The sequence below is a fragment of the Pseudophaeobacter arcticus DSM 23566 genome (assembly GCF_000473205.1).
In the GTDB taxonomy this organism is placed as follows: Bacteria; Pseudomonadota; Alphaproteobacteria; order Rhodobacterales; family Rhodobacteraceae; genus Pseudophaeobacter; species Pseudophaeobacter arcticus.
Window position 1 is genome coordinate 584,426 of record NZ_KI421507.1, and the last position, 22,581, is coordinate 607,006.

Annotated in this window: 20 protein-coding genes and 1 pseudogene; 15 read left to right on the plus strand and 6 right to left on the minus strand. The window is 60.5% G+C overall.

The window, feature by feature from the left end:
* The first annotated feature begins 76 nt into the window (after positions 1-76).
* The 4 genes from ARCT_RS0106810 to ARCT_RS0106825 all read left to right on the plus strand — a co-directional run bounded on the left by ARCT_RS0106810 (position 77) and on the right by ARCT_RS0106825 (position 2,959).
* Positions 77-703, plus strand: coding sequence for a GNAT family N-acetyltransferase (locus ARCT_RS0106810; RefSeq protein ID WP_027239388.1), 627 nt, complete (start codon positions 77-79; stop codon positions 701-703).
* Positions 704-751: 48 nt separating this feature from the next.
* Entirely contained in the window at positions 752-1,519 is a 768-nt protein-coding gene (locus tag ARCT_RS0106815; RefSeq protein ID WP_027239389.1) for an EcsC family protein, read from the plus strand.
* 172 nt (positions 1,520-1,691) lie between these two features.
* Complete coding sequence (locus ARCT_RS0106820) at positions 1,692-2,240, plus strand: DUF1178 family protein (protein ID WP_027239390.1); 549 nt, start codon at positions 1,692-1,694, stop codon at positions 2,238-2,240.
* A gap of 77 nt (positions 2,241-2,317) precedes the next feature.
* Positions 2,318-2,959 (plus strand): SDR family oxidoreductase, encoded by a 642-nt coding sequence (locus ARCT_RS0106825; protein WP_027239391.1) that lies wholly within the window; start codon positions 2,318-2,320, stop codon positions 2,957-2,959.
* A 222-nt stretch (positions 2,960-3,181) separates the two neighbouring features.
* On the opposite strand, the gene ARCT_RS0106830 is transcribed toward ARCT_RS0106825, so the two are convergent.
* A complete protein-coding gene (locus ARCT_RS0106830; RefSeq protein ID WP_027239392.1) occupies positions 3,182-4,978 on the minus strand; it encodes a trypsin-like peptidase domain-containing protein in 1,797 nt (598 codons plus the stop codon).
* A 351-nt stretch (positions 4,979-5,329) separates the two neighbouring features.
* On the opposite strand from ARCT_RS0106830, the gene ARCT_RS0106835 reads away from it, so the two are divergent.
* From ARCT_RS0106835 to folP, 8 genes and pseudogenes are all read left to right on the plus strand, one after another.
* Entirely contained in the window at positions 5,330-6,265 is a 936-nt protein-coding gene (locus ARCT_RS0106835; protein ID WP_027239393.1) for a glycine--tRNA ligase subunit alpha, read from the plus strand.
* Positions 6,266-6,364: 99 nt separating this feature from the next.
* Positions 6,365-6,904 (plus strand): DUF6446 family protein, encoded by a 540-nt coding sequence (locus ARCT_RS0106840; RefSeq protein WP_027239394.1) that lies wholly within the window; start codon positions 6,365-6,367, stop codon positions 6,902-6,904.
* A gap of 43 nt (positions 6,905-6,947) precedes the next feature.
* Positions 6,948-7,139, plus strand: a pseudogene (locus tag ARCT_RS27475) (sodium/glutamate symporter); the annotation flags it as partial.
* 9 nt (positions 7,140-7,148) lie between these two features.
* Complete coding sequence (gene glyS, locus ARCT_RS0106850; RefSeq protein ID WP_027239395.1) at positions 7,149-9,374, plus strand: glycine--tRNA ligase subunit beta; 2,226 nt, start codon at positions 7,149-7,151, stop codon at positions 9,372-9,374.
* 387 nt (positions 9,375-9,761) lie between these two features.
* Positions 9,762-12,320 (plus strand): putative PEP-binding protein, encoded by a 2,559-nt coding sequence (locus ARCT_RS0106855; RefSeq protein ID WP_027239396.1) that lies wholly within the window; start codon positions 9,762-9,764, stop codon positions 12,318-12,320.
* Between the two features lie 178 nt (positions 12,321-12,498).
* Positions 12,499-13,146 carry a cell wall hydrolase gene (locus ARCT_RS0106860; RefSeq protein ID WP_051360582.1) on the plus strand — a complete coding sequence of 216 codons (648 nt, stop codon included), beginning with the start codon at positions 12,499-12,501 and terminating at the stop codon, positions 13,144-13,146.
* A gap of 277 nt (positions 13,147-13,423) precedes the next feature.
* The gene (locus tag ARCT_RS0106865; RefSeq protein WP_027239398.1) at positions 13,424-14,344 is read left to right on the plus strand and encodes a dihydroneopterin aldolase; all 921 of its coding nucleotides are present in this window, start codon (positions 13,424-13,426) and stop codon (positions 14,342-14,344) included.
* Positions 14,341-15,336 carry a dihydropteroate synthase gene (gene folP / locus ARCT_RS0106870; RefSeq protein ID WP_027239399.1) on the plus strand — a complete coding sequence of 332 codons (996 nt, stop codon included), beginning with the start codon at positions 14,341-14,343 and terminating at the stop codon, positions 15,334-15,336. The genes ARCT_RS0106865 and folP overlap by 4 nt, the downstream gene beginning before the upstream one ends.
* 73 nt (positions 15,337-15,409) lie before the next feature.
* Here the strand turns inward: folP and ARCT_RS0106875 are convergent, their stop codons facing one another.
* The 3 genes from ARCT_RS0106875 to ilvC all read right to left on the minus strand — a co-directional run bounded on the left by ARCT_RS0106875 (position 15,410) and on the right by ilvC (position 18,520).
* Complete coding sequence (locus ARCT_RS0106875; protein WP_027239400.1) at positions 15,410-16,321, minus strand: DMT family transporter; 912 nt, start codon at positions 16,319-16,321, stop codon at positions 15,410-15,412.
* A gap of 92 nt (positions 16,322-16,413) precedes the next feature.
* Positions 16,414-17,328, minus strand: coding sequence for a DMT family transporter (locus tag ARCT_RS0106880; RefSeq protein WP_027239401.1), 915 nt, complete (start codon positions 17,326-17,328; stop codon positions 16,414-16,416).
* A 169-nt stretch (positions 17,329-17,497) separates the two neighbouring features.
* Positions 17,498-18,520: a ketol-acid reductoisomerase gene (gene ilvC / locus ARCT_RS0106885; RefSeq protein ID WP_027239402.1), complete on the minus strand. Its 1,023-nt coding sequence runs from the start codon at positions 18,518-18,520 to the stop codon at positions 17,498-17,500.
* A 131-nt stretch (positions 18,521-18,651) separates the two neighbouring features.
* Here ilvC and ARCT_RS0106890 point away from each other — a divergent pair, with 131 nt between their 5' ends.
* The 3 genes from ARCT_RS0106890 (at position 18,652) to ARCT_RS0106900 (ending at position 20,841) form a co-directional block, all read left to right on the plus strand.
* Positions 18,652-19,107, plus strand: coding sequence for an Lrp/AsnC family transcriptional regulator (locus ARCT_RS0106890; protein WP_027239403.1), 456 nt, complete (start codon positions 18,652-18,654; stop codon positions 19,105-19,107).
* Complete coding sequence (locus ARCT_RS0106895) at positions 19,104-19,562, plus strand: Lrp/AsnC family transcriptional regulator (RefSeq protein ID WP_027239404.1); 459 nt, start codon at positions 19,104-19,106, stop codon at positions 19,560-19,562. Before ARCT_RS0106890 ends, ARCT_RS0106895 begins: the two co-directional genes overlap by 4 nt.
* Before the next feature lie 154 nt (positions 19,563-19,716).
* Complete coding sequence (locus tag ARCT_RS0106900; RefSeq protein WP_027239405.1) at positions 19,717-20,841, plus strand: aminotransferase class V-fold PLP-dependent enzyme; 1,125 nt, start codon at positions 19,717-19,719, stop codon at positions 20,839-20,841.
* Positions 20,842-20,957: 116 nt separating this feature from the next.
* Here the strand turns inward: ARCT_RS0106900 and ARCT_RS0106905 are convergent, their stop codons facing one another.
* On the minus strand, positions 20,958-22,154 hold the full coding sequence (locus ARCT_RS0106905; RefSeq protein WP_027239406.1) for a UbiH/UbiF family hydroxylase: 1,197 nt from the start codon (positions 22,152-22,154) through the stop codon (positions 20,958-20,960).
* Positions 22,155-22,269: 115 nt separating this feature from the next.
* Positions 22,270-22,521 carry a hypothetical protein gene (locus ARCT_RS0106910; RefSeq protein ID WP_027239407.1) on the minus strand — a complete coding sequence of 84 codons (252 nt, stop codon included), beginning with the start codon at positions 22,519-22,521 and terminating at the stop codon, positions 22,270-22,272.
* Between the last annotated feature and the right edge of the window lie 60 nt (positions 22,522-22,581).

The window sequence follows — 22,581 nt, forward strand, 5'->3', positions numbered from 1 at the left end:
TTGCCCCAGGCTTACGCCCGTGCTAGGGCGATTTCCAGCCCCTTGAGGTGAGGGCAGGGACGGGAGGCCAAACGGCGTGATCGAACTCATGGCAGAACAGCCCGGTGACCGCTGGGAGGTGGAGGCGCTGTATGACCTGTGCTTTGCGCCCGGGCGCGAGGCCCTGTCGTCGTACCGTCTGCGCGATGATGTGCCACCTGTTCCGGGGTTGAGCCAGGTTGCCCGCGACGAGTTGGGCATTCTGGCCGGGGCAATCCGGTTCTGGCCGGTCCATATCGAGATCCCGGCGCGCAGATCACCGCTGGACGAGAGCCTGGAGTCAACCGGTGCCGAACCAATCGCCACAGAGCCACAAGCCACAGAGCCACAACAGGAATCCAAGAAAGAGCCGCACAGGGTGACGGCGCTTTTGCTGGGGCCGGTGGCGGTGCACCCCACCCACCAGGGCGAGGGGCTGGGCGGCTCGCTTATTCGCGACAGCCTGGCCAAGGCCGCCGAACAGGGCTGGCACCGTGTCATGCTGGTGGGGGACGCGCCCTACTACCGCCGTTTTGGCTTTGAGCGGCTGTGGGATGTGGAAATGCCGCCCCCCACCAACCCCGAGCGCGTGCTGGGTCTGGACGCGCAATCCGAGGTTTGGGAGGGGGTCCGGGGCCGGGTCACGCGCTGGCAGGGGGCAGAGCTCACGCGGGGAGGACCTTGAAACCGGGGCGCAGGGGGCCAATCTCTTTGACAGAGAGGGCCAAAGCACATGAGCGAAATTCTGCAGCAGCACGGCGACCTGTCACCGGTTGAGATCGAGGCCGAGCTGGATGCCCTAGCGCGGCGCTACCGCGCGGCCAGCGGTCTGGGGGTGAACCTTCTGAATATGATCGGCGGGCAAGTCGAGAGCCTTTTGGCGCAGATGCCCGCCGGGCCGCGTGCCCAGCTGGGGCAGGCCACCGAACGGGCATTACATCTGGCGATGCAGGCGGCGCGACAGTCACGGCGGGTGGTGCCGGGCCAATCGCGCCGGGTGAACCGTTTGATCAGCACCGCGATGGGTGCCGCAGGTGGGGCTGCCGGATTGCCGGGGGCCCTGGTCGAGCTGCCCGCCACAACCGCCTTTTTGCTACGAACGATCCAGGATGCCGCAGCAACCGAAGGCTTCGACCCCAATGCCGAGAGCGTCATGTTTGATTGTTTGCGGGTCTTTGCCTCGGCGGGGCCACTGGCGCGGGACGATGGCAGCGACACCGCCTTTGTCTCCCTGCGGTTCAGCCTGTCAGGTCAGGCGCTCAATCAAGTCATCGCCACTGTGGCGCCGCGACTGGCCACTGCGATGGGGCACAAACTGGCGGCGCAATCGGTGCCCATCCTTGGGGCCGCTGCTGGGGCGACGGTGAATTATGTTTACTCCGGCTATTACCATGAGGTTGCCCTGGTGCATTTTGGCCTGCGCCGTCTGGCGATCGAGGCGGATCAGTCAGAGGCGGAGCTGCTGGCGGATTTTATCAGTCGTCTGCCATTGAAACACTAGCCTTGCGGTAGGCCGCAGAATATCGTTGACCTGCCGGGGGGGGTAAACCGCTGCCTCTGGCGGGGCACCAGGACAACATCAGGACAAGATCAGGCGGGGCTGCGGTATATTTCCCCTCTTGATATTACATTTGTTGGCCCGCTATTCAGCAAAGCCTGCTACGAGTACGAGAATGATAAACTACAGCCTTAAATGCGCCCAAGGGCATAGCTTTGACAGCTGGTTTCAATCCGCTTCCGCTTTTGACAAATTGGCGGCGGCCGGTCTGGTGGCCTGTGCCTTTTGCGGCAGCACCGAGGTTGAGAAAGCCATCATGGCGCCGCGGGTGCGCACCGGACGCAAGGCTGTCTCGGGTATTGGTGAGCCTGAGCGGAACAGGCCTGAGGTGCCAGAGCTGCAGACCACATCCACGGCGGCTCCTTCCGCCGACAACTCTGCTGCGGTTGCTGTTCCTAATAGTGGTCGCGGCGCGCTGAGCACCCCGATGAGCGGGCAGGCGGCAGAGATGGAAAAAGCCCTGAGCGAGCTGCGCCGCAAGGTGGAAGAGAACTCTGACTACGTGGGTAAGGATTTTGCCAGCGAGGCCCGTGCCATGCATCTGGGCGATGCCCCGGAACGTGCGATCTACGGGGAGGCCAAACCAGAAGAGGCCAAGGCCTTGATCGAAGAGGGAATCCCGGTTTTGCCGCTGCCCTTTGGGCGGAGTCGTAAAACCAACTAGAGGTCTTCACAAATGAGCCCGGCACAGATGCGCCACCCACAGATTAACCCCTATGACCAAGCAAGAGGCAGATTCTTATGCATGTAGTGATTACCGGTGCCAATCGCGGAATTGGCCGCGAAATGGCGTCCCAGTTGAATGCGGCAGGCCATGTGGTCACAGGAACCGCGCGCGATGGCTCGTCTGATGTGGCGCTGGATGTGACCGACCCGGATCAACAGGCTCGGTTTGCGGCGCATCTTGGGGATCGTCCGATTGATCTGTTGGTCTGCAACGCCGGGGTTTATCTCGACAAGGGGCTTGCACTGGAGGACTACACTGCCGAAATCTGGAGCCAGAGTCTGGCAGCGAATGTGACCGGTGTTTTTCTGACCATACAGGCGCTACTGCCAAATCTGCGATTGGGCACGACGCCAAAGATCGCAATCATCTCGTCGCAGATGGCCAGCCATGCCCGCGCCCCTGGTGGCAGCTATGCCTATCGGGCCTCCAAGGCGGCGGTGCTGAACCTGGGGCGCAACCTCTCCACCGATCTGCGGCCAGAAGGGATTGCTGTTGGGATCTACCATCCCGGTTGGGTGCGGACCGAAATGGGCGGTGAGGAAGGCGACATCAGCGTTGCGGAGTCCGCCAGCGGTTTGATCCGGGAATTTGACATACTGTCGTTGGAGATCACCGGCTGTTTTCATACTTGGGATGGGCGCATCCACGCCTACTGACAGGCGTTTTAATGGGCACGTTAAGGGGCACGGTTTGACGGGTAGCCTGACAGGTAGCCTGACGGGCGGGCAGACAGACAGATGGGCAGAGGGGCGGTCTGGCCCAAGAACAAATTCAAAGAAAAAGACGCTGGCGGGATGTCCACCAGCGTCTTTTTTGTATCATTCCTGAGCCAGCGCAGTGCTGCCTCAGGAAAGGGTATGAGGTAAGGCTGAGCGTGTTTATTCCCAGCAGCTGACAAGAACAGTCATGCCGGTGGCCCGCTTCACCAGGGCCTGGTTTGGCAAGGCCGCGCCGCTGAGCTGGGTCTGAACATTCAGACCAGCCGCTTCCATGGCGCCACGAATCGCCTCGGCATTTACCGCAAAGCTCACCCCGGCGGGCAATTGACGCCCCTGCGCCGTCTGCGGCAGCAACATACCAAGCACCGCACCGGAGGCATCCACCACCGGACCCCCTGCGTCACCGGGCTGGGCGGCAAGCGCCAGGCGGGCGACACTGTTGTCGCCTTCCAGGCTTTTGACATCCGCCAGCTTGCCCCAGGTGAGGCTGGGCGCTCCTAGCACGCCTTCGTAGGAGAAGCCGGATACGGCGATTTCGGATTGCAGTCGTGGGCTTTGCGGGCTGAGTTCAGCAACGGCAATCGGCGCCAGGGCCTGGGTTGAACGCAGGATCGCCATGCCCGATTGGGGGTCAGCGGTTAGGATTTCAGCGAGATAGCCGTAATCCAGGGTGACCCGGGTGCAGCCCTGCACCACATCGGCGGTGGTCACAACCACACCGTCGCTGCTGACAAAAAAGCCAGAGCGCGACATTTTGGGTTTGCGAATTTCCAGGCCAGACAGCAGGTCAATGTCCTGCTGAATATCGGCGCCTGCGGCATCATTGAGCACGCCTTCGCTGCGCTCAAAGCTCGCCTGCATGGCAGACAGAACGCGGCTGCGGCGGGCCTCGTCTCCGGCGGGCCAGATGAGGGTGAAGCCCTTGATCTCACCGTTTTTGAGGCTGGCCTGGGTAACGGAGACAAAGCGGTTGTTGCGTCCTTCCAGGGTGAAGCTGTCGTTTGTGCGCTCACGTGGGCCTTCCAGCGGCACAATTTCCAAAGTCTGCATGATGTCATAAAGACCATAGAGCGTGCTTTTGTCGCCGCGCTGGCTGATCAGCAGAACCCGAACACCCAGATCGCCTGTGCTGTCAAAATGGGCAAAGGGAGGCTCATATCGGTTAAAGGCAACCTCGCCCGCAGGGATTTCCAGCGAGATACCGGCCTGCGAGTCCGTGATGCGACGCATCCCAACCGAGATCAGCGGAGCGTTGTAGTCGTCCAGCAAAACCTGGCGCTGTGCCGTGGTCAGCACGCCTGTGATCTCAAACCCCTTGGCGGCCTGCCAGTCCGACATCGACCCGCGGGTGCCACGGCCAAAGGCGCCATCAATGGCCGAGTTGTAGAACCCGGCGGCCTGGAGCGCGGTTTGCAGTTCTTTACGCTCATCGCGGCTCAGGGCTTGCTCGCTGCGCCGGGCCTCGGCGGGGCTTTCGTCGGGCAGGGCAGAGGTGGCGGGTTCCGCGATCACCACGGGCTCTGCAGTTTGTGCCTCTTGGGTCGGTGCCACCTCAGTGGAGGCAATGGCTGCGGGAGCCTGGGCAGGCTGGGTGGCCTGCGCAGAGCCTTCACCCAAGGGGTAGAACTGATTTCGCAGGTTGCTGGGCAGGGCGATAAAGCTGTCGCGCGGGATCTGACCCTCGGACCGGTAGACCTGCAACACTCGATCCGCATCTTCGCGGGTATAGGGGCCGATCAGGATGCCGTACCAGCCACCGCCAAGGGAGAAGCCGGCCACATCCGGGATCTTGGCGGCAAAGGCCTGTGCTTCCTGGTTGGCCGTGGCCAAGGTGGGGCGCGCCGACACCTGGATCCAGACTGTGTCCTGGGGGTTTTGCTGCGCTTGCGCTGGTGCAGCTAAAAGAATGGCAAGCGCATTGAGCGCCAGAACCAATGCGGCAATCAATTTTCTCATTATCAGGACCCTATCCCGGTAGACCAAATTATTGCCGCGCAGATAAGCATTTTGCGGCGGCAAAGGAAACGCCCCTTGCAGGGGGGAATTCCTCACTTGATGCAGCAATCTAGTGATTATGGCCTTAATGCCACGGCAAAATGTCATGCTGAGACGCTCTGTTGTCACCTTGGCACATATCTGCACCGCATTGGGTGCTTCTAGCCGTTGACCCTGCCGGGGGGCTTGCATAGGAAGAAAGCCGCATTTGCTGCTTATACGAGGGATTTGGATATGACCCAGACCGCAACCCCGACCGCCACCCAGGCGACCGGCCAGACTGTGGGCCAAACTGCGGGCCAGAGCGCCACGATGACCGCTGGCGAGACCAGATCCACTCCGCGCTCTTTCCAAGAGATCATTTTGCGGCTGCAAGGCTATTGGGCCGCCCAGGGCTGCGCCATCATGCAGCCCTATGACATGGAAGTGGGCGCTGGCACCTTTCACCCGGCGACAACCCTGCGCTCGCTGGGCAGCAAGCCCTGGGCCGCTGCCTATGTGCAGCCCTCGCGCCGTCCCACCGATGGGCGCTATGGGGAAAACCCCAACCGGTTGCAGCACTACTACCAGTTTCAGGCCCTGATCAAACCCAGCCCGCCCAATCTGCAAGAGCTTTACCTGGGCAGTCTTGAGGCAATTGGTGTTGACATGGCGCTGCATGATATCCGCTTTGTCGAGGATGACTGGGAAAGCCCGACGCTGGGCGCCTGGGGCTTGGGCTGGGAAGTCTGGTGCGACGGCATGGAAGTCAGCCAGTTCACCTATTTCCAGCAGGTCGGCGGCCACGACTGCCACCCGGTTTCGGGTGAGCTGACCTATGGTCTGGAGCGTCTGGCGATGTATGTGCTGGGCGTTGACCACGTGATGGACATGCCGTTCAACGACCCGCAAGCGCCAATCCCGCTGACCTATGGCGATGTGTTCAAACAAACCGAAGAAGAATACGCCCGCTGGAACTTTGACGTTGCCAATACGGATGTCTTGCTGCGCCACTTTGAAGAGGCAGAGGCCGAATGCGCTGCCATTCTGGCGCAGGAGTACGACGACCCCAAGACCGGCAAGCGCATCATCATGGCGCATCCCGCCTATGATCAATGTATCAAGGCCAGCCATATCTTTAACCTGCTGGACGCGCGCGGCGTGATTTCGGTGACAGAGCGTCAGGCCTATATCGGCCGGGTGCGCAATCTGTCCAAACAATGTGCTGACGCCTTTGTGCAGACCAGTGCTGGCGGTTTTGTCGGCTGACCCACATGTGTGGGTGTCAATTGGGCGAAGCCCCACCTGTGCACTGCTGGGCGGCGTGCAGGGGGGAAGGCTGGTCAGAAAAAATGAGGGCGATTGCCAATGTTGGGTAAGTTTCTTGCGATTGTACTTGTGGTCTCCGGCCTCGCGGCTGGCGGGGCGATGTATTACCTGCAGGTCTATGGTTATTATGACGAGGTGGTACTGAAGCCGGGGCAGGATGTTGTCTTGCTGCCGTTGGGCGAAGAAACCCCCAGGCCGATTGCCTATCGGGACTTTCAGGCGATTGATGCCAGTAGTTCCCCTATTCGCTATCGCGCCTGTTTCACCACCTCCCTGGCTCCGCAGGAATTGGCCCAGATGTTTCAGGTCTCAGAGCAAAAGTTTCCGCGCACTGCGCCGGGCTGGTTTGACTGTTTTGATGCCGAGGCCCTTGGGGAGGCTTTGGAGGCAGGCACTGCCACGGCCTTTGTCTCGGTCAAGAATATCTCATACGGGGTGGATCGCATCGTCGCTGTGACCGATCAGGGGCAGGGCTATGCCTGGCACGAGCTGAACGCCTGTGGCGCAAAGGCCTATGATGGCACCGTTGTTGGGGAAACCTGTCCGCCCCGCCCGCAGACCACCGCGCCCGCAGAGTAACTGAGTGGAGCGATCTGGCGTCAGATCGACCCAGGCGACCTGACGCCTTGGTGTTCCGGCGGCGGGTTTTGGCGGATCCGCCCGCGCGGCGCCCTTTGCCGCCCTTGCAAATATGACCGCAGTGAGCAAAGGCTATGGACCCTCTCCTGTTGCTTTTGTAGTACTGCCCCTGGTGTCCGCCTTCTGTGTGGATATCGCCAATGCCATCGTCATCCAGGCGATTGTGAATTTCTGAGGACCCCAGATGCCCGACCTTCTGATTGAACTGTTTTCCGAAGAAATCCCGGCCCGCATGCAGGCGCGTGCGGCTGAGGATCTGAAAAAGCGCATGACCGATGGTTTGGTCGAGGCTGGTCTCACCTATGCAGGCGCCGCTGCGTTTTCGACGCCACGCCGTCTGACCCTGGCGGTGGAAGGCCTGCTGGCCGAAAGCCCCACCCTGCGCGAAGAGCGCAAGGGGCCAAAGGTTGGCGCACCGGAAAAAGCGATCGAAGGCTTCCTGCGCGGCGCTGGGCTGACCCGCGATCAGCTGGAAGAGCGCGATACGCCAAAAGGCGCGGTCTACTTTGCGACTCTTGAAAAAGCAGGTCGTCCGGCGGCTGAGATCATCGCCGAAGTGCTGGACGCAACTGTGCGCAACTTTCCCTGGCCCAAGTCCATGCGCTGGGGCACTGGATCTCTGCGCTGGGTGCGGCCATTGCATTCGATCCTCTGTCAGCTCAGCGATGAAAACGGATCCGCGGTGGTGCCGCTTGATATCGACGGAATTGTTGCGGGAAATGTGACCCAGGGGCATCGCTTTATGGCGCCGGGAGAGATCACGGTGCACGGGTTTGAGGATTACGCGGCCAAGCTGAAGCGCGCCAAAGTGGTGCTGGACCCGGCAGAGCGGAGCCAGGCGATCTGGCAGGAGGCCGGCAACCAGGCCTTTGCCCGTGGGCTGGAACTGGTTGAGGACAAGGGGCTTTTGGCCGAAGTGGCCAGCCTGGTGGAATGGCCCGTGGTGCTGCTGGGCGATATCGACGCCGAATTCCTGGAGCTGCCTGCGGAGGTGCTGCAGACCAGTATGCGCGAGCACCAGAAGTTTTTTTCGGTGAAGAACCCAAAGACAGGCCGGATCGAGGGCTTTGTCACCGTTGCCAACCGCGAGACCGCAGACCATGGCGCGACCATTCTGGCGGGCAATCAAAAGGTTCTGTCGGCGCGTCTGGCCGATGCCAAGTTCTTTTGGGAAAACGACCTGCGCATTGCCAAGTCGGCAACCGGCATGGAGGCCTGGACCGCGCAGCTCAGCAATGTGACCTTCCACAACAAGCTGGGGATGCAGTCTGAACGTATCGACCGCATTGCGGCCCTGGCGCGGGAGATTGCCCCGGTTGTGGGCGCTGATGCGGATCTGGCAGAACAGGCAGCCCGGGTGGCCAAGGCGGATTTGTCCTCTGAAATGGTCTATGAATTCCCCGAACTGCAGGGGCTGATGGGGCGTTACTACGCGCAGGCAGCTGGCCTGCCGCAAGAGGTCGCCAATGCCTGCGAGGCGCATTATTCGCCGCTGGGCCCCTCTGATGATGTGCCGTCAGAGCCGGTTTCGGTGGCAGTGGCGCTGGCAGACAAGCTGGATACGCTGACCGGTTTTTGGGCCATAGATGAAAAGCCCACCGGGTCGAAAGACCCCTTTGCCCTGCGCCGCGCTGCACTGGGGGTGATCCGGCTGGTACTGGAAAATGATGCGCGCATGCCTTTGGACCGGTTTTTTGATGGTCATCTGCTGCGGATCGAAAGCGCGCTGGACAGTTCCTTGCCCGCTGCAGATATCGCATCGCTGCTGAAAGAAATTGCCGAACACGGTGTCTTTGGGGCGGCCTTCAAGGTGGTCAAGGAAAACCTTGGCGATCTGGCCGACGGGCCCTTCCTGGATCTGGAAGCAAAAGTGCCGGATCTGTCGGATGATTTGTTGTCCTTTTTCCATGACCGCCTGAAGGTTTTCCTGCGGGATCAGGGCATTCGCCATGATGTGATCGACGCCTGCATTGCCATGGCGGGCAATGATGATCTGACGCTGCTGGTGAAACGCGCCCGGGCGCTGGAAGACTTTTTGAAGACTGAGGATGGCACCAACCTGTTGCAGGGCTTCAAGCGGGCCAACAACATTCTGATCCAGGCTGAGGAAAAGGACGGGGTGGAATACTCCTATGGCGCTGATGTGAAATTTGCCGAGGACGAAAGTGAAAAGGCTCTTTTCACCGCGCTTGCTGCGAGCGAGGGAGCGATCTCCACGGCCATCGAGGCCGAGGATTTCGCGGCCGCCATGGGCGGCATGGCGGCCCTGAGGGCGCCAGTGGATGCGTTTTTTGAAGCGGTGCAGGTGAATTCGGACAAGGACGTTGTCCGTCGCAACCGGTTGAACCTGCTGAGCCAGATCCGCAGGGTTTGCGGTCAGGTGGCGGATCTGACCCGTATCGAAGCCTGACATCAGATTTGGTGCCAGAGTTTCAGGGGTGTGTATTCAGGGGCTGCGCTTTGGCGCGGCCCCTGTTTTATGCGCAGACATGCGATAAGGACGGCTCTGCCCATAAAGATAAGGACGGCTCTGCCCATAAAAAGGCCAGCGCGCGTCACCTAATCTTTGGCCAAAAGAGCGCTTTCAGGCTGAACCTGCTGTGCCAGGCAGGACCGCTGCTGTGCGGACCTCGACCTGGATTGGGGGCCAGACGCCGGGTTCCGGCGTGAGAGCTGCGCTGTGGCATGGAAGAGAGCCTTAGGGAAATTTAACGGCGGCTCCGGGCTTGGCACTTGCGAAGGGGGCTGGCGTGATTATGCTGCAGGTAAATAAAAGGTGCCGCAGTGCAGAAAAGCCATGTCTGAGATCCCGCTTGCCACGTTGATCACCGCCACCGCCCCCATTGAGGCGGCAAATCATGGTGGGCGTGCCAAATGCCTGCAGCGTCTGGTGCGGCTGGATCTTCCGGTTCCCCGCACTGTGGCCCTGTCTTTTGCTGCGGTGCAGAAGGCAGCTGCGGGCGAGCTGCCGGATATTGGCGCCATTCTGGCGGAGTTTTCGGAGGATGCGCTGCTCTGCGTGCGGCCCTCGTCTGAGGTGCCCGATTGGGGGGGACCGGGGGCGATCCTGAATATCGGCATGAACGATGCCCGCTATCTGTCCTTGAGCGAGGTCTTGGGGCAGGCGGCGGCCGCTTCGTTGTACCTGCGGTTTGTGCAGTCCTATGCGGTGCATGTGGCGCGGCTGGATCCGGATGTTTTTGATGATGTCGAAGACGGCGGGCCGGATGCGCTGCGCGAAATCCTGCAGGCCTATGAGGCAGAGACGGACGAGGTTTTCCCACAGGATCCTGGCGAACAGCTGGCGGCGGTGCTGCGCTCGATGGCACGGGCCTGGGAGGGCACTTCGGCGCGGCTGTTGCGCCAGGCCAAGGGGGCACCGGCTGATGCCGGTCTGGGGCTGGTGGTGCAAGAGATGATCCCTGGTCTGGGGCAGGGGGAATGTGGATCTGGGGTATTGCAGCTGGTGGATTCCGATACTGGCCTGCCGCAGTTGACGGGGCGCTATCTGAGCCAAAGCCAGGGGCGCGAAGCCCTGGGGGCGGGCACTGAGGCATTGTTCCTGGAAAAAGATGCACGGGGGCCCTCGTTGGAGGAGCTGGCGCCGGAGGCCTTTGCCTCGATCAAGGCGGATGCGGCATTGATGCGGGAGCGTCTGCGCGAAGAAATGCAGGTGGAATTTGTCATCCAGAACGGCGAGCTGCATATCCTTGATGGGGTGCGGGTGCTGCGCTCATCACGGGCGGCGGTGCGGATCGCGGTGGCGCTGGCGCAGGATGGGATCATCCCCCCACATGAGGCTGTCATGCGGGTGGATGCCCATGTGCTGAGCGAGCTGTTGCACCGACAGGTTGCCCCCAGCGCGGTGCGGGATGTGATCGGGTCGGGCATTGCTGCCAGCCCGGGTGCCGCTACCGGACAGCTGGTGTTTACGGCGGCTGATGCGCAGTCCAGCGCCGCACGCGGTGAGCCCTGCGTTTTGGTCCGCCGGGAAACCTCGCCCGATGATGTGCGCGGCATGCATGCGGCGGTGGCGGTTCTGACCGGCAAGGGCGGTATGACCAGCCATGCGGCGGTGATCGGACGTGGCCTTGGCCTGCCCAGCATTGTCGGGGCGTCGAACATGACCTTTGATGCCAGCAAGAAACAACTGATTTCCGCCAGTGGCCAAGTCTTTCACGCCGGCGATATCGTGACCATTGATGGCAGCCGCGGAGAGGTTCTGTCGGGCAAGCCCGAGATGCTGGAGGCGGCGGAGGATGATGCCTTTCAGGCCTTGCTGGCCTGGGCGGATGAGGCCCGTGACATTGGTATTCGCGCCAATGCCGATACGCCGGCAGATGCCCTAACGGCGCGTAAATTCAATGCCCAGGGCATTGGGCTGTGCCGGACCGAGCACATGTTCTTTGATCCCGGTCGCCTGACGGTGATGCGCGAGATGATCTTTGCCGATACCTCCAGCGGTCGGGCCGCAGTTCTGGCGCGGCTGTTGCCGATGCAGCGTGAGGATTTTCTGGAGCTGTTCCGCATCATGGAAGGGTTACCGGTCTGCATCCGCCTGTTTGACCCGCCGCTGCATGAATTCCTGCCGACCAGTAAAACGGGCCAGCGCGAGCTGTCTGAGGCCTTGGATATTCCGGTGAGCGATGTCACCCGACGGGTCGAGGAAATGGCGGAGTATAACCCAATGCTGGGTCTGCGCGGGGTGCGTCTGGGCGTCACCGTGCCGGAGATCTATGACATGCAGGCGCGGGCGATTTTTGAAGCCACGCTTTTGGCCTCAAAAGATGGGGCTGCGGTGGTGCCGGAGGTGATGATCCCACTGGTCTCAGCCAAGCGCGAAGTCGAGCTGGTCAAGGCGCGCATTGATGCGGTTGCCGCCGCGGTTGCCGCCGAACAGGGCGAAAGCTTTGACTACCGTCTTGGGGTTATGGTGGAAACACCGCGGGCAGCATTGCGCGCGGATGAAATCGCTCCGCATACCTCATTCCTCAGCTTCGGGACCAACGATCTTACGCAGATGACCTATGGATTGTCGCGCGATGATGCGGGCCGGTTTATGTCCAATTACGTGCAGCAGGGCGTCTTTCCCGAAGATCCCTTCCATGTGCTGGACGTTGACGGGGTAGGGGAGCTGTTGAAGCTTGGGGTGCAGCGTGGGCGCAGTACCAATCCCGAGGTCACCCTGTCGATCTGTGGCGAGCATGGCGGCAACCCCGAATCGATTGCTTTTTGCCGTGAGGCTGGCTTTGATTACGTGTCCTGTTCGCCCTTTCGGGTTCCGGTGGTGCGATTGGCTGCGGCGCAGCTGGCGATTGGCGAGAAAACAGGCGCAGTTTCTCCAACATACACATAAAATTAGGAAAAATTGGCTTTTTCCAACCCCGGCACAGGCAGATCTGTGACCGGGCCTTTGGGCGTTTGGGGGGGCTGAAAGCCCCAGAACTGGACGTTTTGCCGGAATGTGGTTAAAGGGGGCGACCGCATTGGACTGGGGAGGCCATGCGCAAGTGGACAAATTGAGGATCCCTGACATGAAATTCCTGACCTTGGCTGCCCTAGTGGTCGCAACAACAATGATGGGACAAATGGCTAAGGCCGATACCGGCTTGGGCGCCTTGTTCAAGCGCGAGCAATCAACCCTGAATTCGGTACCCGGCTCCCGTCTGTCGGGGTTTCTTGGGTTCAAAATTCGCCCCAAGACAACTTCGCCTGCGGATATTTCCTTTACCAAGGATTGGCTGGATGAGCAGCCCGTTGCCACTGGCGATGAGAATTTCGCCTGCCTGGCAGAGGCGCTTTATTTCGAAGCGCGCGGTGAAACCGTCAAGGGTCAGTTTGCAGTGGCTGAGGTGATCATGAACCGGGTGAAAAGCGCTCAGTTTCCCAACTCCCTGTGCGGGGTGATCAATCAGGGAACCGGGCGGCGCTATCAGTGCCAGTTCACCTATACCTGTGATGGCCACGAAGAGGTGATCCGGGAGAAAAATGCCTATGTGCGTGGCGCCAAGGTTGCGCGCTTGGTGGTCGACGGGGCAGCGCCTGACCTCACCCAGGGGGCAACCTACTATCATACCAATGCAGTGCGTCCCCGTTGGAGCCGCAGCTTCACCAAAACCACCCGCATTGGTGTGCATCTGTTCTACCGCGATGACCGGTATCGCACCGCCTCTAGCGAGTGATCCCTCCCAGAGAGGCCTAATGACCCGGTACTTTGATGACCCAATACTCTGATCCTTGGGCTGCCGATTTTGCTTTGAGCCCAGCCATCTCCTGGCGGGTGGAGCCTGAAATCACCGGGAGCTAGAAGTCCGATTTTGGCCCAAGCGAAGCCCCGCCGCGCCGCATTCGGGGCCTAGTCGGACGTAAGCGGGCCTGTTAAGGCTCGGGCCAAGGCGTAAACTACGGTCTACGCGTTGAATGACGTTCTACTTCTTGCCAGCCAAAGGCCCGTTTCACATGTCTTCAGAAGTTCGCCTCGCCTTTGAACATCCTTCCGAACGCGCCGCTGCGACGGCCAGACCTGGTCCTTTGGATCGGATCTCCCTGCGCGATCATATGGTTGAGGTCGAAATTGGCGCCTTTCAGGCCGAACGGGGCAATACCCAGCGGATCAGCTTTAATGTCGTGGTTGAGGTGACGCCGCTGCCTGCGGATCTGGACGACGATGTGGACCGCATCCTGTCCTATGACAAGGTGACCGAAGCCATCGCCTATGAACTGGCGGCAGAACGGCTTAATCTTTTGGAAACACTGGCGGAGCGGGTTGCGGAGCGGATCTTGCATGAACCCCAGGCGGTGCGGGTTTTTGTACGTATCGAAAAACTGGATCGCGGACCCGGCGCCCTGGGGGTGGAAATTGCCCGCTCAAAAGATCAGGTCAGCCACAGCGTCGAGGAGGATGAACCACCGCATCCTCGATTGATGTATCTGTCAAACGCCGCGATCGACAGCGCAAACTTCAAAACCTGGATCGACCAGATGGAAAGCCGACAGCGACCGCTGATTCTCTGTGTTGGAGCGCATCCGCTGGAGGTGCCCAAAACCGGCCATAAAATGACTCAGCGTCGAATTGATTTGCTTTCTATCGAACAAAATGCCTGGCGCCTGGCCGCCAAAGATGACCGCTGCGTGGTGGTTGCCACCAGGACCGAGCTTGATTGGGCCATGAAAAATGGCCAAATCTGCGTCTGGGCGCCGTCAAAGATTGTGTTGGACGCGGTGGATGGCCCGTCGGAGGCACCTTCTGAATCGGTTGCATTGGCAGCCTGGTTTGCGGCAACCTTTGAAGCGGGCGAGATGATTGTTATTGGCGCTGAGTCTCCTGAAAGCCCGCAGGTACCGCTGCGCGTCGTCAATGTGGAGCAAACCCAGTTGTGATGTATTACCGGCCTCTGGTACGGCATGGAGAGACACGACCCGAAGGCGCGCTGACGCTTGCAGGCGGCTCGCTTTGGTTTTCAGAAGTAGAATTGCTGAGCCGCGAGGCGCCGCCCCGGATCGTACCCGTTGGTCTGATCCCGACTGAGGTGCGCCATCGGCTGACCTTCCGCCGTGCGGCCATTGCGGGCCTTGATATGACCCGCCCCAAAATCATGGGTATCCTGAACGTCACCCCGGACAGTTTTTCCGATGGGGGGCGCCATATTGGTGTTGAGGCCGGTGTGGAGGCGGCGCAGCATATGGTGGCTGCCGGTGCTCATATGCTTGATATCGGCGGTGAATCCACCCGCCCAGGCGCGTCTTTTGTGCCCGAAGAGGAAGAAATCGCCCGCACCGTTCCGGTGATTGCCGGTATTCGCGCGACATCTGAAGTGCCGATCTCGATTGATACCCGGAAAGCGGCGGTCGCGATGGAGGCTTTGGAGGCCGGGGCGCAGCTGGTCAATGATGTTTCGGGCTTTACCTATGATGCGGCCTTGGCGCCGCTGGCGGCCCAGGCAGGCGCCCCGGTCTGCGTGATGCATTCCCAGGGGGATCCTGAAACCATGCAGAACGATCCGAGATATGATCACGTCCTGCTGGATGTCTATGACTACCTGGAAAAACAGGTGGACCGGCTCGAGGCGACGGGGATATTGCGCGATCAGATCGTGGTTGATCCCGGCATTGGATTTGGCAAAACTCAGGCGCATAATATTTCCCTTATCAAGGGGTTGAGCCTGTTTCACGGGTTGGGATGCCCGATCTTGCTGGGCGTCTCCCGCAAGCGCTTTATCGGCGATATCGGGCAGGAGCCGCAGGCAGACAAGCGCGCACCGGGTTCGATTGCCATTGCCTTGGCCGGTGTGGCCAAAGGGGTGCAGATGCTTCGGGTACATGACGTGGCAGAAACCGCTCAGGCCCTGCGGCTGTGGCAGGCAACCCGCTAGAAGGGGCCTGGCGACTTGGGATCTGGTGACTGGGGGTCTGGTGACTGGGGGCCTGGAGGCTATGGGCCTGGCCCTAGGCCTGCCGGGATCTGTTGAACAGCCGGGTCAGGGCGCCCCATTGGCTGATGCACAGGCCAGTCAGGATCAGCGCCATGGCCAGCAGCATTGAAGCAGGCAGCGCTTCATTCAGGAAGATTGCGCCCAGCAGCACCGCCCAGACCGGCACCTGATAGTTGGTGAGGGTCATAAAGGTCGGCCCGGCCTCGCGCACCACGATCACCCGGAGCAGATTTGCCGCTGCCGTTGGGATCAGTCCGAGCAGAGCGATGAGTGCAAGCGTCTGATGGTCGGGCATTGCCGGTGCACCTTCGACGACCCAGGCCACGGGCAGGATGATGACACTGCCAATGAGCAACAGAACTGCCGCCAGACCAACCGGATCCACCGGCGGCAGGCGGCGGGTCAGGATAGAGCTGACAGCATAGCAGCCAGCGGCTGATACGCAGGCAAGGCGCCCCCAAAGCTCCAGGTCTGAATGGTTGCTGGCAAAGGCCTTGCCGCCGATCAAAATCGCGACGCCGATAAAGCCAATGACAAATCCGACCAGGCGGCGCAGCACCATTTGCTCTCCGGGAATGAAGAGATGCGCCAGGGGCAGGACAAGCAGCGGGATTGCCGCCATGCTCAGGCCGGTAAACCCGGCAGAGACATGTTGTTGCCCCCAGTTGATCAGCATAAAGGGCAGGGCTGTGCTGAAGGCGCCAATAATCAACACCGCTGACCAGTTGGTCGCTCCCCTGAACAGGAGAAAGCCACGCCAGGCCCAGACCACACCAAGCAAACCAGCGGCAAATCCGATCCGCCCGGCAGCAAGCCAGAATGGGGTAATCCCGTCCAGTGCAAGTTTGATCAGCGGAAAGGTCCCGCCCCAGACAAACCCAAGCGTGGCAATCATCAGCCAGTATTTCCCCATTTGATCCGGCATAGATGTCGCGCTCCTGTCTGATCCGCAAAAGATGGCTTTTTGCATCTGGGGTCAATTGCAATTGCTTCGGGCTGGGCCGATGTTTTATCGGGTCAGGGGCGCTGACGATGGACCGGAGTACGACTGATCAAAAGCCCCACCAGTATCAGGACCAGCGCTGCAAAGAGCTGCGGCGGCAGGGTCTCATTGAGCAAAAGCGCGCCAAAAAACACCGACCAGACCGGAACTTGGTAGTTTACGGTGGACAGGACGCTGGGGCCGGCACTGCGCGCCACCTGAACCAGAAGCACCTGTGCCAGTGCGGTCGGCACCAGCCCGAGGTACAGCACCGCCAAAAGCGAGCGCCCCGCTGGCAGGCTGGGCGGCAGACCTTCTTGCCACAGCGCTGTTGGGACAATCATCACCGCGCCGCAGCTAAGCGCCGCAGCGGAGAGAGCGAGCATATTCACGCTGGGACAAAGCCGGGTGATGATCGAGCCGATGGCATAGCAGAGCGCTGCCGCGAGACAGGCCAGTCGTGCCAGGGATTCAAAATCACTACCGGCGGACGCAAAAGCCTTGAACCCGATAAGGGTCAAAACGCCGCTAAAGCCGATGGCAAAGCCCAGCACACGGCGCAGGGTCATGCGCTCGCCGGGCACCAGCAAATGCGCCAGCGGCAGCACAAAGAGCGGCACCACGGCCATACAGACCCCGGCAAAGCCACTGGCCACGTAGGTCTGCCCCCAGCTGAGCAGGGAAAAGGGCAGCGCATTGCTAAAGAACCCCATCCCCAGCGCGGCAAGCCAAACAGTCCGGCCGTGACGGGTGTTCAGCGAGGGCAGCTCAATGCGCATCATGGCAGTGATGAGCAACAGTGCGCTGGCGCCTAACGTGATCCGCGTCGCGGCAATTGTCATCGGCCCGAAACCTTCCAGTGCGATGGACACCGCCATGAAAGAAGACCCCCAGATCAGGCCGAGGCAGATCAGCTTGATCAGGGTAATGGCGCCGGGGGTGTTGCTCATCTGATGTCTCCTGTTGCGCTGGGGTTACCACCCAAGAACAGGCGGGACCATACATTCGGATCCGGTTGCATAGGTTGTTAATGACCCAAAAGACACCGAAACAATAGGGGCGTCCCAATTGCTTGGAACGCCCCAATGAGAATAGGCTGCGGCCTTCGCCGCGGGCGCCTTAGTTCTTTGCTTTGTCGACCATTTTGCCAGCCGAGATCCAAGGCATCATGTCGCGCAGTTTCTGACCAACCACTTCGATCTGGTGCTCGTCGTTTGCACGGCGCGAAGCTTTGATGGTGGGCTGACCAACAGCGTTTTCCAACATGAAGTCACGCACAAACTTGCCGGACTGGATGTCCTGCAGCGATTCTTTCATGGCTTTCTTGGTGGCCTCATAGGGCAGGATGCGGGGACCGGTGACGTATTGGCCGTATTCCGCAGTGTTGGAGATCGAGTAGTCCATGTTGGCGATGCCGCCTTCATAGATCAGGTCCACGATCAGCTTGGTTTCGTGCAGACACTCGAAATAGGCCATCTCAGGTGCGTAGCCTGCTTCGACCAGGGTTTCAAAGCCGCAGCGGATCAGTTCAACGATACCGCCACACAGAACAGCCTGTTCACCAAACAGATCGGTTTCGCATTCTTCGCGGAAGTTGGTCTCGATGATGCCCGAGCGACCGCCACCGATGGCGGAGCAATAGGACAGGCCGATTTCCAGCGCTTTGCCGGTGGCATCGGTGTTCACAGCAACCAGGCAGGGCACGCCGCCGCCTTTGGTGTATTCGCCGCGCACGGTGTGACCTGGGCCTTTGGGCGCCATCATGATGACGTCGATGCCTTCTTTGGGCTCGATCAGGCCAAAGTGGACGTTCAAACCGTGGGCGAATGCAATGGCCGCGCCGGGCTTGATGTTGTCGTGGACGTATTTTTTGTAGGTTTCGGCCTGCAGCTCGTCGGGCATGGTGAACATGATCACGTCACACCAGGCAGCAGCTTCGGCGATCCCCATAACTTTCAGGCCTTCGCCTTCGGCTTTCTTGGCCGAGGCAGAGCCTTCACGCAGGGCAACAACCAGGTTTTTGGCGCCGGAGTCGCGCAGGTTCAGCGCGTGGGCGTGGCCCTGGCTGCCGTAGCCCAGGATAGCCACTTTTTTGTCTTTGATCAGGTTAACGTCGCAATCGCGGTCGTAGTATACGCGCATATCAGAGATCCTCTTGGTTGTCGTTTGCAGGCATCATAGGGCGCGCGCTGGGATATGCACCGCTACTTTTGGCAATAGTTTTGGTATTTTTGCAGTAGTCATTCGTCCATATGGTCATTATTGATGAAATCATGCTTGATGATCTGGATCGGCGCATATTGCGCCATATGCAAAGCGACCCGGGGCAATCGATTCCGGATCTGGCCGAACGCCTGGGGCTGACACCGTCACGCTTGTCGCGGCGGCTGGAAAAACTCCGCGAGGGGGGTATTCTGCTGGGCAGCCGGGCGATGATCGACTGGCGCGCCCTTGGATATTCGGTGGAGGTCTCGCTGCGGGTCACCCTGGACAAGACCAACCCGCGCGCCTTTGACGAATTCATTGCTCAGGCACGTGAAATCCCCGAGGTACTGGAGATCCAGACCTTTCTGGGCCAGGTTGATGTGCGGCTTTCGGTGATTGCGCGCGACATGGGGCATTATCAACAGATCTACCGCAGTGCCATTCTGACCCTGCCGCATATCGCAGATATCGAAGCCCTGATGCATGTGGCCCGGATCAAGAGCAACGAAAGCCTGCCGCTGTGACAGATCTGGATGAAATCGACCTTGGCCTGTTGCGGGCGCTTAGCCAGGATGCCAGTCAATCTGCCGGGGCGCTGGGGCGGGCGCTTGGGCTCAGCCAGCCGGCCACCTGGCGACGGATCAAACGGCTGCAAGAGCTTGGCATTCTGTTGGGGCGGAGGCTGGAGCTGGACCGGGAAAAGCTGGGCTTTGGCGTCACCGTGTTCCTGGGCGTCAAACTGGGCACCAAAGGCCGCGTCAGTCTTGAAGATTTTGAACGCGCCGTCTGCGCCATCCCTGAAGTCCAGACCGTGGAACATGTGCTGGGGCTTTATGACTACCGGCTGCGGGTCACCGCCCGTGATATTGCCGATTTTGAACGGGTGCTGCGCCGCCGGGTCATGCTTTTGCCGGGGGTCGGCTCTGTGGATGCCAATGTTTTGCTGAGCGAAGAACGCCGCCCCGGCCCATTGGGTTAGCTCGCTTTGGAGCTCCGCCCGCTTTGTCTGGGGAATTTGAAACAGCTTTTGCAGAGCGCCGGGTTTCCGCCCGGGGCGAAATTCAGTATGTCGTCAAATAGACTGCCCAGTGCATCGTTTGCCGGGCACCCCCGCAAACAGATCGGAGACAGCAATGGCGCTTTTGGAAACCGTGGACCCACAGGGGCTCGATGAATTCTCGGTGGTCTTCACCGATCGGTCGCTCAACCATATGTCAAAGGCGTTTCAGCAGGTGATGCTCGACATCAATGCCCTGCTGAAAGAGGTCTATCAGGCAGATGCCGTGGCATTGGTGCCCGGCGGCGGCACCTATGCAATGGAGGCCGTGGCGCGTCAGTTTGCCAGGGGACAAGAGGTTCTGGTGGTGCGCAATGGCTGGTTCTCCTATCGCTGGAGCCAGATCTTTGAAACCAGCGGACTGACCGCTTCTGCAACCGTGATGAAGGCGCGCCGCTCCGGTAATGAGGCGCAGTCGCCCTTTGCCCCCGCGCCGATTGCAGAGGTCACCGCGGCGATCCACGAGCGCAAGCCAGCAATTGTCTTTGCCCCGCATGTCGAGACCGCCGCTGGAGTGATCCTGCCTGACGATTACATCACCGCGATGGCAGCCGCGGCGCATGAGGTTGGCGCGCTGATGGTGCTCGACTGTATCGCATCCGGCTGTGCCTGGGTTGATATGGCTGCCACCGGCGTGGATGTCCTGATCTCGGCGCCGCAAAAAGGCTGGAGCGCCTCTCCCTCTGCCGGTCTGGTGATGTTTTCACAACAAGCGCTTGCGCGGCTGGAGGAGACCACATCCGACAGCTTTGCTCTGAACCTGAAACAATGGCGTGCCATCATGCAGGCCTACGAGGACGGTGGTCACGCCTATCATGCCACCATGCCCACGGATGCGCTGCGCGCCTTTCGCGATACCATGTTGGAAACCAAAGACTACGGCTTTGAAACACTGCGCCAGGCCCAGTGGCAACTTGGCAATGGGGTGCGGGCGATGCTGGCTGCAAAGGGGGTCACCTCGGTGGCCGCCGAAGGCTTTGGCGCGCCGGGGGTTGTGGTCAGCTACACCGCGGATCCTGAGGTGCAAAACGGCAAAAAATTTGCCGCCCTTGGCATGCAGATCGCCGCAGGCGTGCCGCTGCAATGTGATGAACCCGCCGAGTTTTGCACCTTCCGCCTGGGACTGTTTGGTCTCGACAAGCTCTACGATGTAGAGGCGACGCTTGCCCGTCTGCAAAAGGCGGTAGATCAGGTGCTCTGAGCCGGGGCGACTTTGAGGGACGGGCTGGCCAGTTGCTTTCTCGGGCCGCCCATTTCATCTTGCCTTAAATACCTTCGCCGAAGGCACCGGTTTTCCCAATTTGGGAAAACCGGCTTCTATTTCACCCCCAGCCCCATTTGCATCAGGGTCCGGCGCACAGGCGCCATGGAATAGAGCGCGTTGAGGCCAAAGGCGCGCAGGTCCCGCAGGGGGCGGGCCTCGATCATCGAGCTGCGGTTGAGCAGGTCAATGCCCTTCACCCGCAGCATGATCTCATTGTGACGCGCCTTGTGATAGGCGCTCAGCATCTGTGCGTCTCCCAGCCCCTCGGGGCGGGTCTCGGCCAGCTCCAGCAGCACCCGCAGATCCCCCAGCGACATATTCAAGCCCTGAGCGCCAATTGGCGGCACCACATGGGCGGCTTCGGCCATCAGCGCCAGGCGCTGACCATCCAGCCGCGCGGCGGATTGGCTGATGATCGGCCAGATACTGCGGCGCGAGGCCAGCGTCAGGTCACCAAACAGCCCACAGCTGCGCCGGGTCATCTCGGCCTCAAACAGCTCCGGCGCCTGCGCCAGCAGCTCTTCGGCGCGGGGCCCCCGTTCCATCCAGACCACCGCAGAGGAGGGTTTGCCCTGATAATCCGGCAGCGGGACCAGGGTGAAAGGGCCGCCAGAGCGGTGGATCTCGGTGGAGACATTGTCGTGGGGCACCGGATGGGTGACGGCAAAGGCCAGCGCCTTTTGCCCATAGCGGGTGGTTTTTACCGGAATGCCAGCCGCCGCGCGCATTGGCGAAGAGCGCCCATCGCAGGCGACCACCAGCTTGGCGCGCAGCTGATCGCCATCGCTCAGCGTGACGCGGGCCTCATGTGTCCGGGTAAACAGCGATTTGGTGCCAGTGCCAGCGCGAAACTCCACATTGGGAAGTTCTGCAATCCGGGTCAGGATTTCGCGCCGCAGCAACCAGTTGGGCAGGTTCCAGCCAAAGGGCTTTTCCGAGATATCGGCAGCGTTGAAATCTTTGATCACCCGCGGTTCCGGCTCGGCGCCGCCCGCATCGACAATGCGCATGATCTGCAAGGGCGCGGCATGATCCGCCAGGCGTTCCCAAAGGCCAAAGCGCTGCAACAGCTCCTGCGCCGGTTGCAAAAAGGCAGTGGTGCGCAGATCAGAGCCCGCAGCATCGCGTGTTGTCACCGGCGGGGTTGGATCAACACAGACCACCTTGAACCCGGCGGCCCCAAATGTTGCCGCTGCCGTCAGTCCGGCGACACCGCCACCAGAAACCAGAATGTCACATGTTTCAGCCATTGCCCTGCCTTTCGTCTCTCTTCCTCAGATAGGCCCGAGGCCAGGGCAATGACAAGCGGCATGTGGTCCCAGTGTCGACCTTGGGCCAAGACCTGCTGCCAGCCGTGCCTGGCTGCTACCCGCGCGAAATGGCGATGATCAGGGTAAACATCACCGGCACAAGCGCCACTGCAGGCAGGTAGAGACCGGGAATGCCAAACAACAGGATTGAGCTGCCCCAAAGGCAGATCAGAATGGCCAGGGCATAGTAGAAATTCTCTTCCTCACCATAGGCCACCTCTTTTGAAATCCGCCCCAGCAGGGGAACAGCAAAGAGAAAACGTTGCCACAGAGACAGGCGGTCAGGGAGGGTATAGGCAAGTGCCATGCGCGCGATCCTTTTAGGGTTGGTATCGCGGCAGATGTAGGGCTTTTGCGGGCAGGTTTT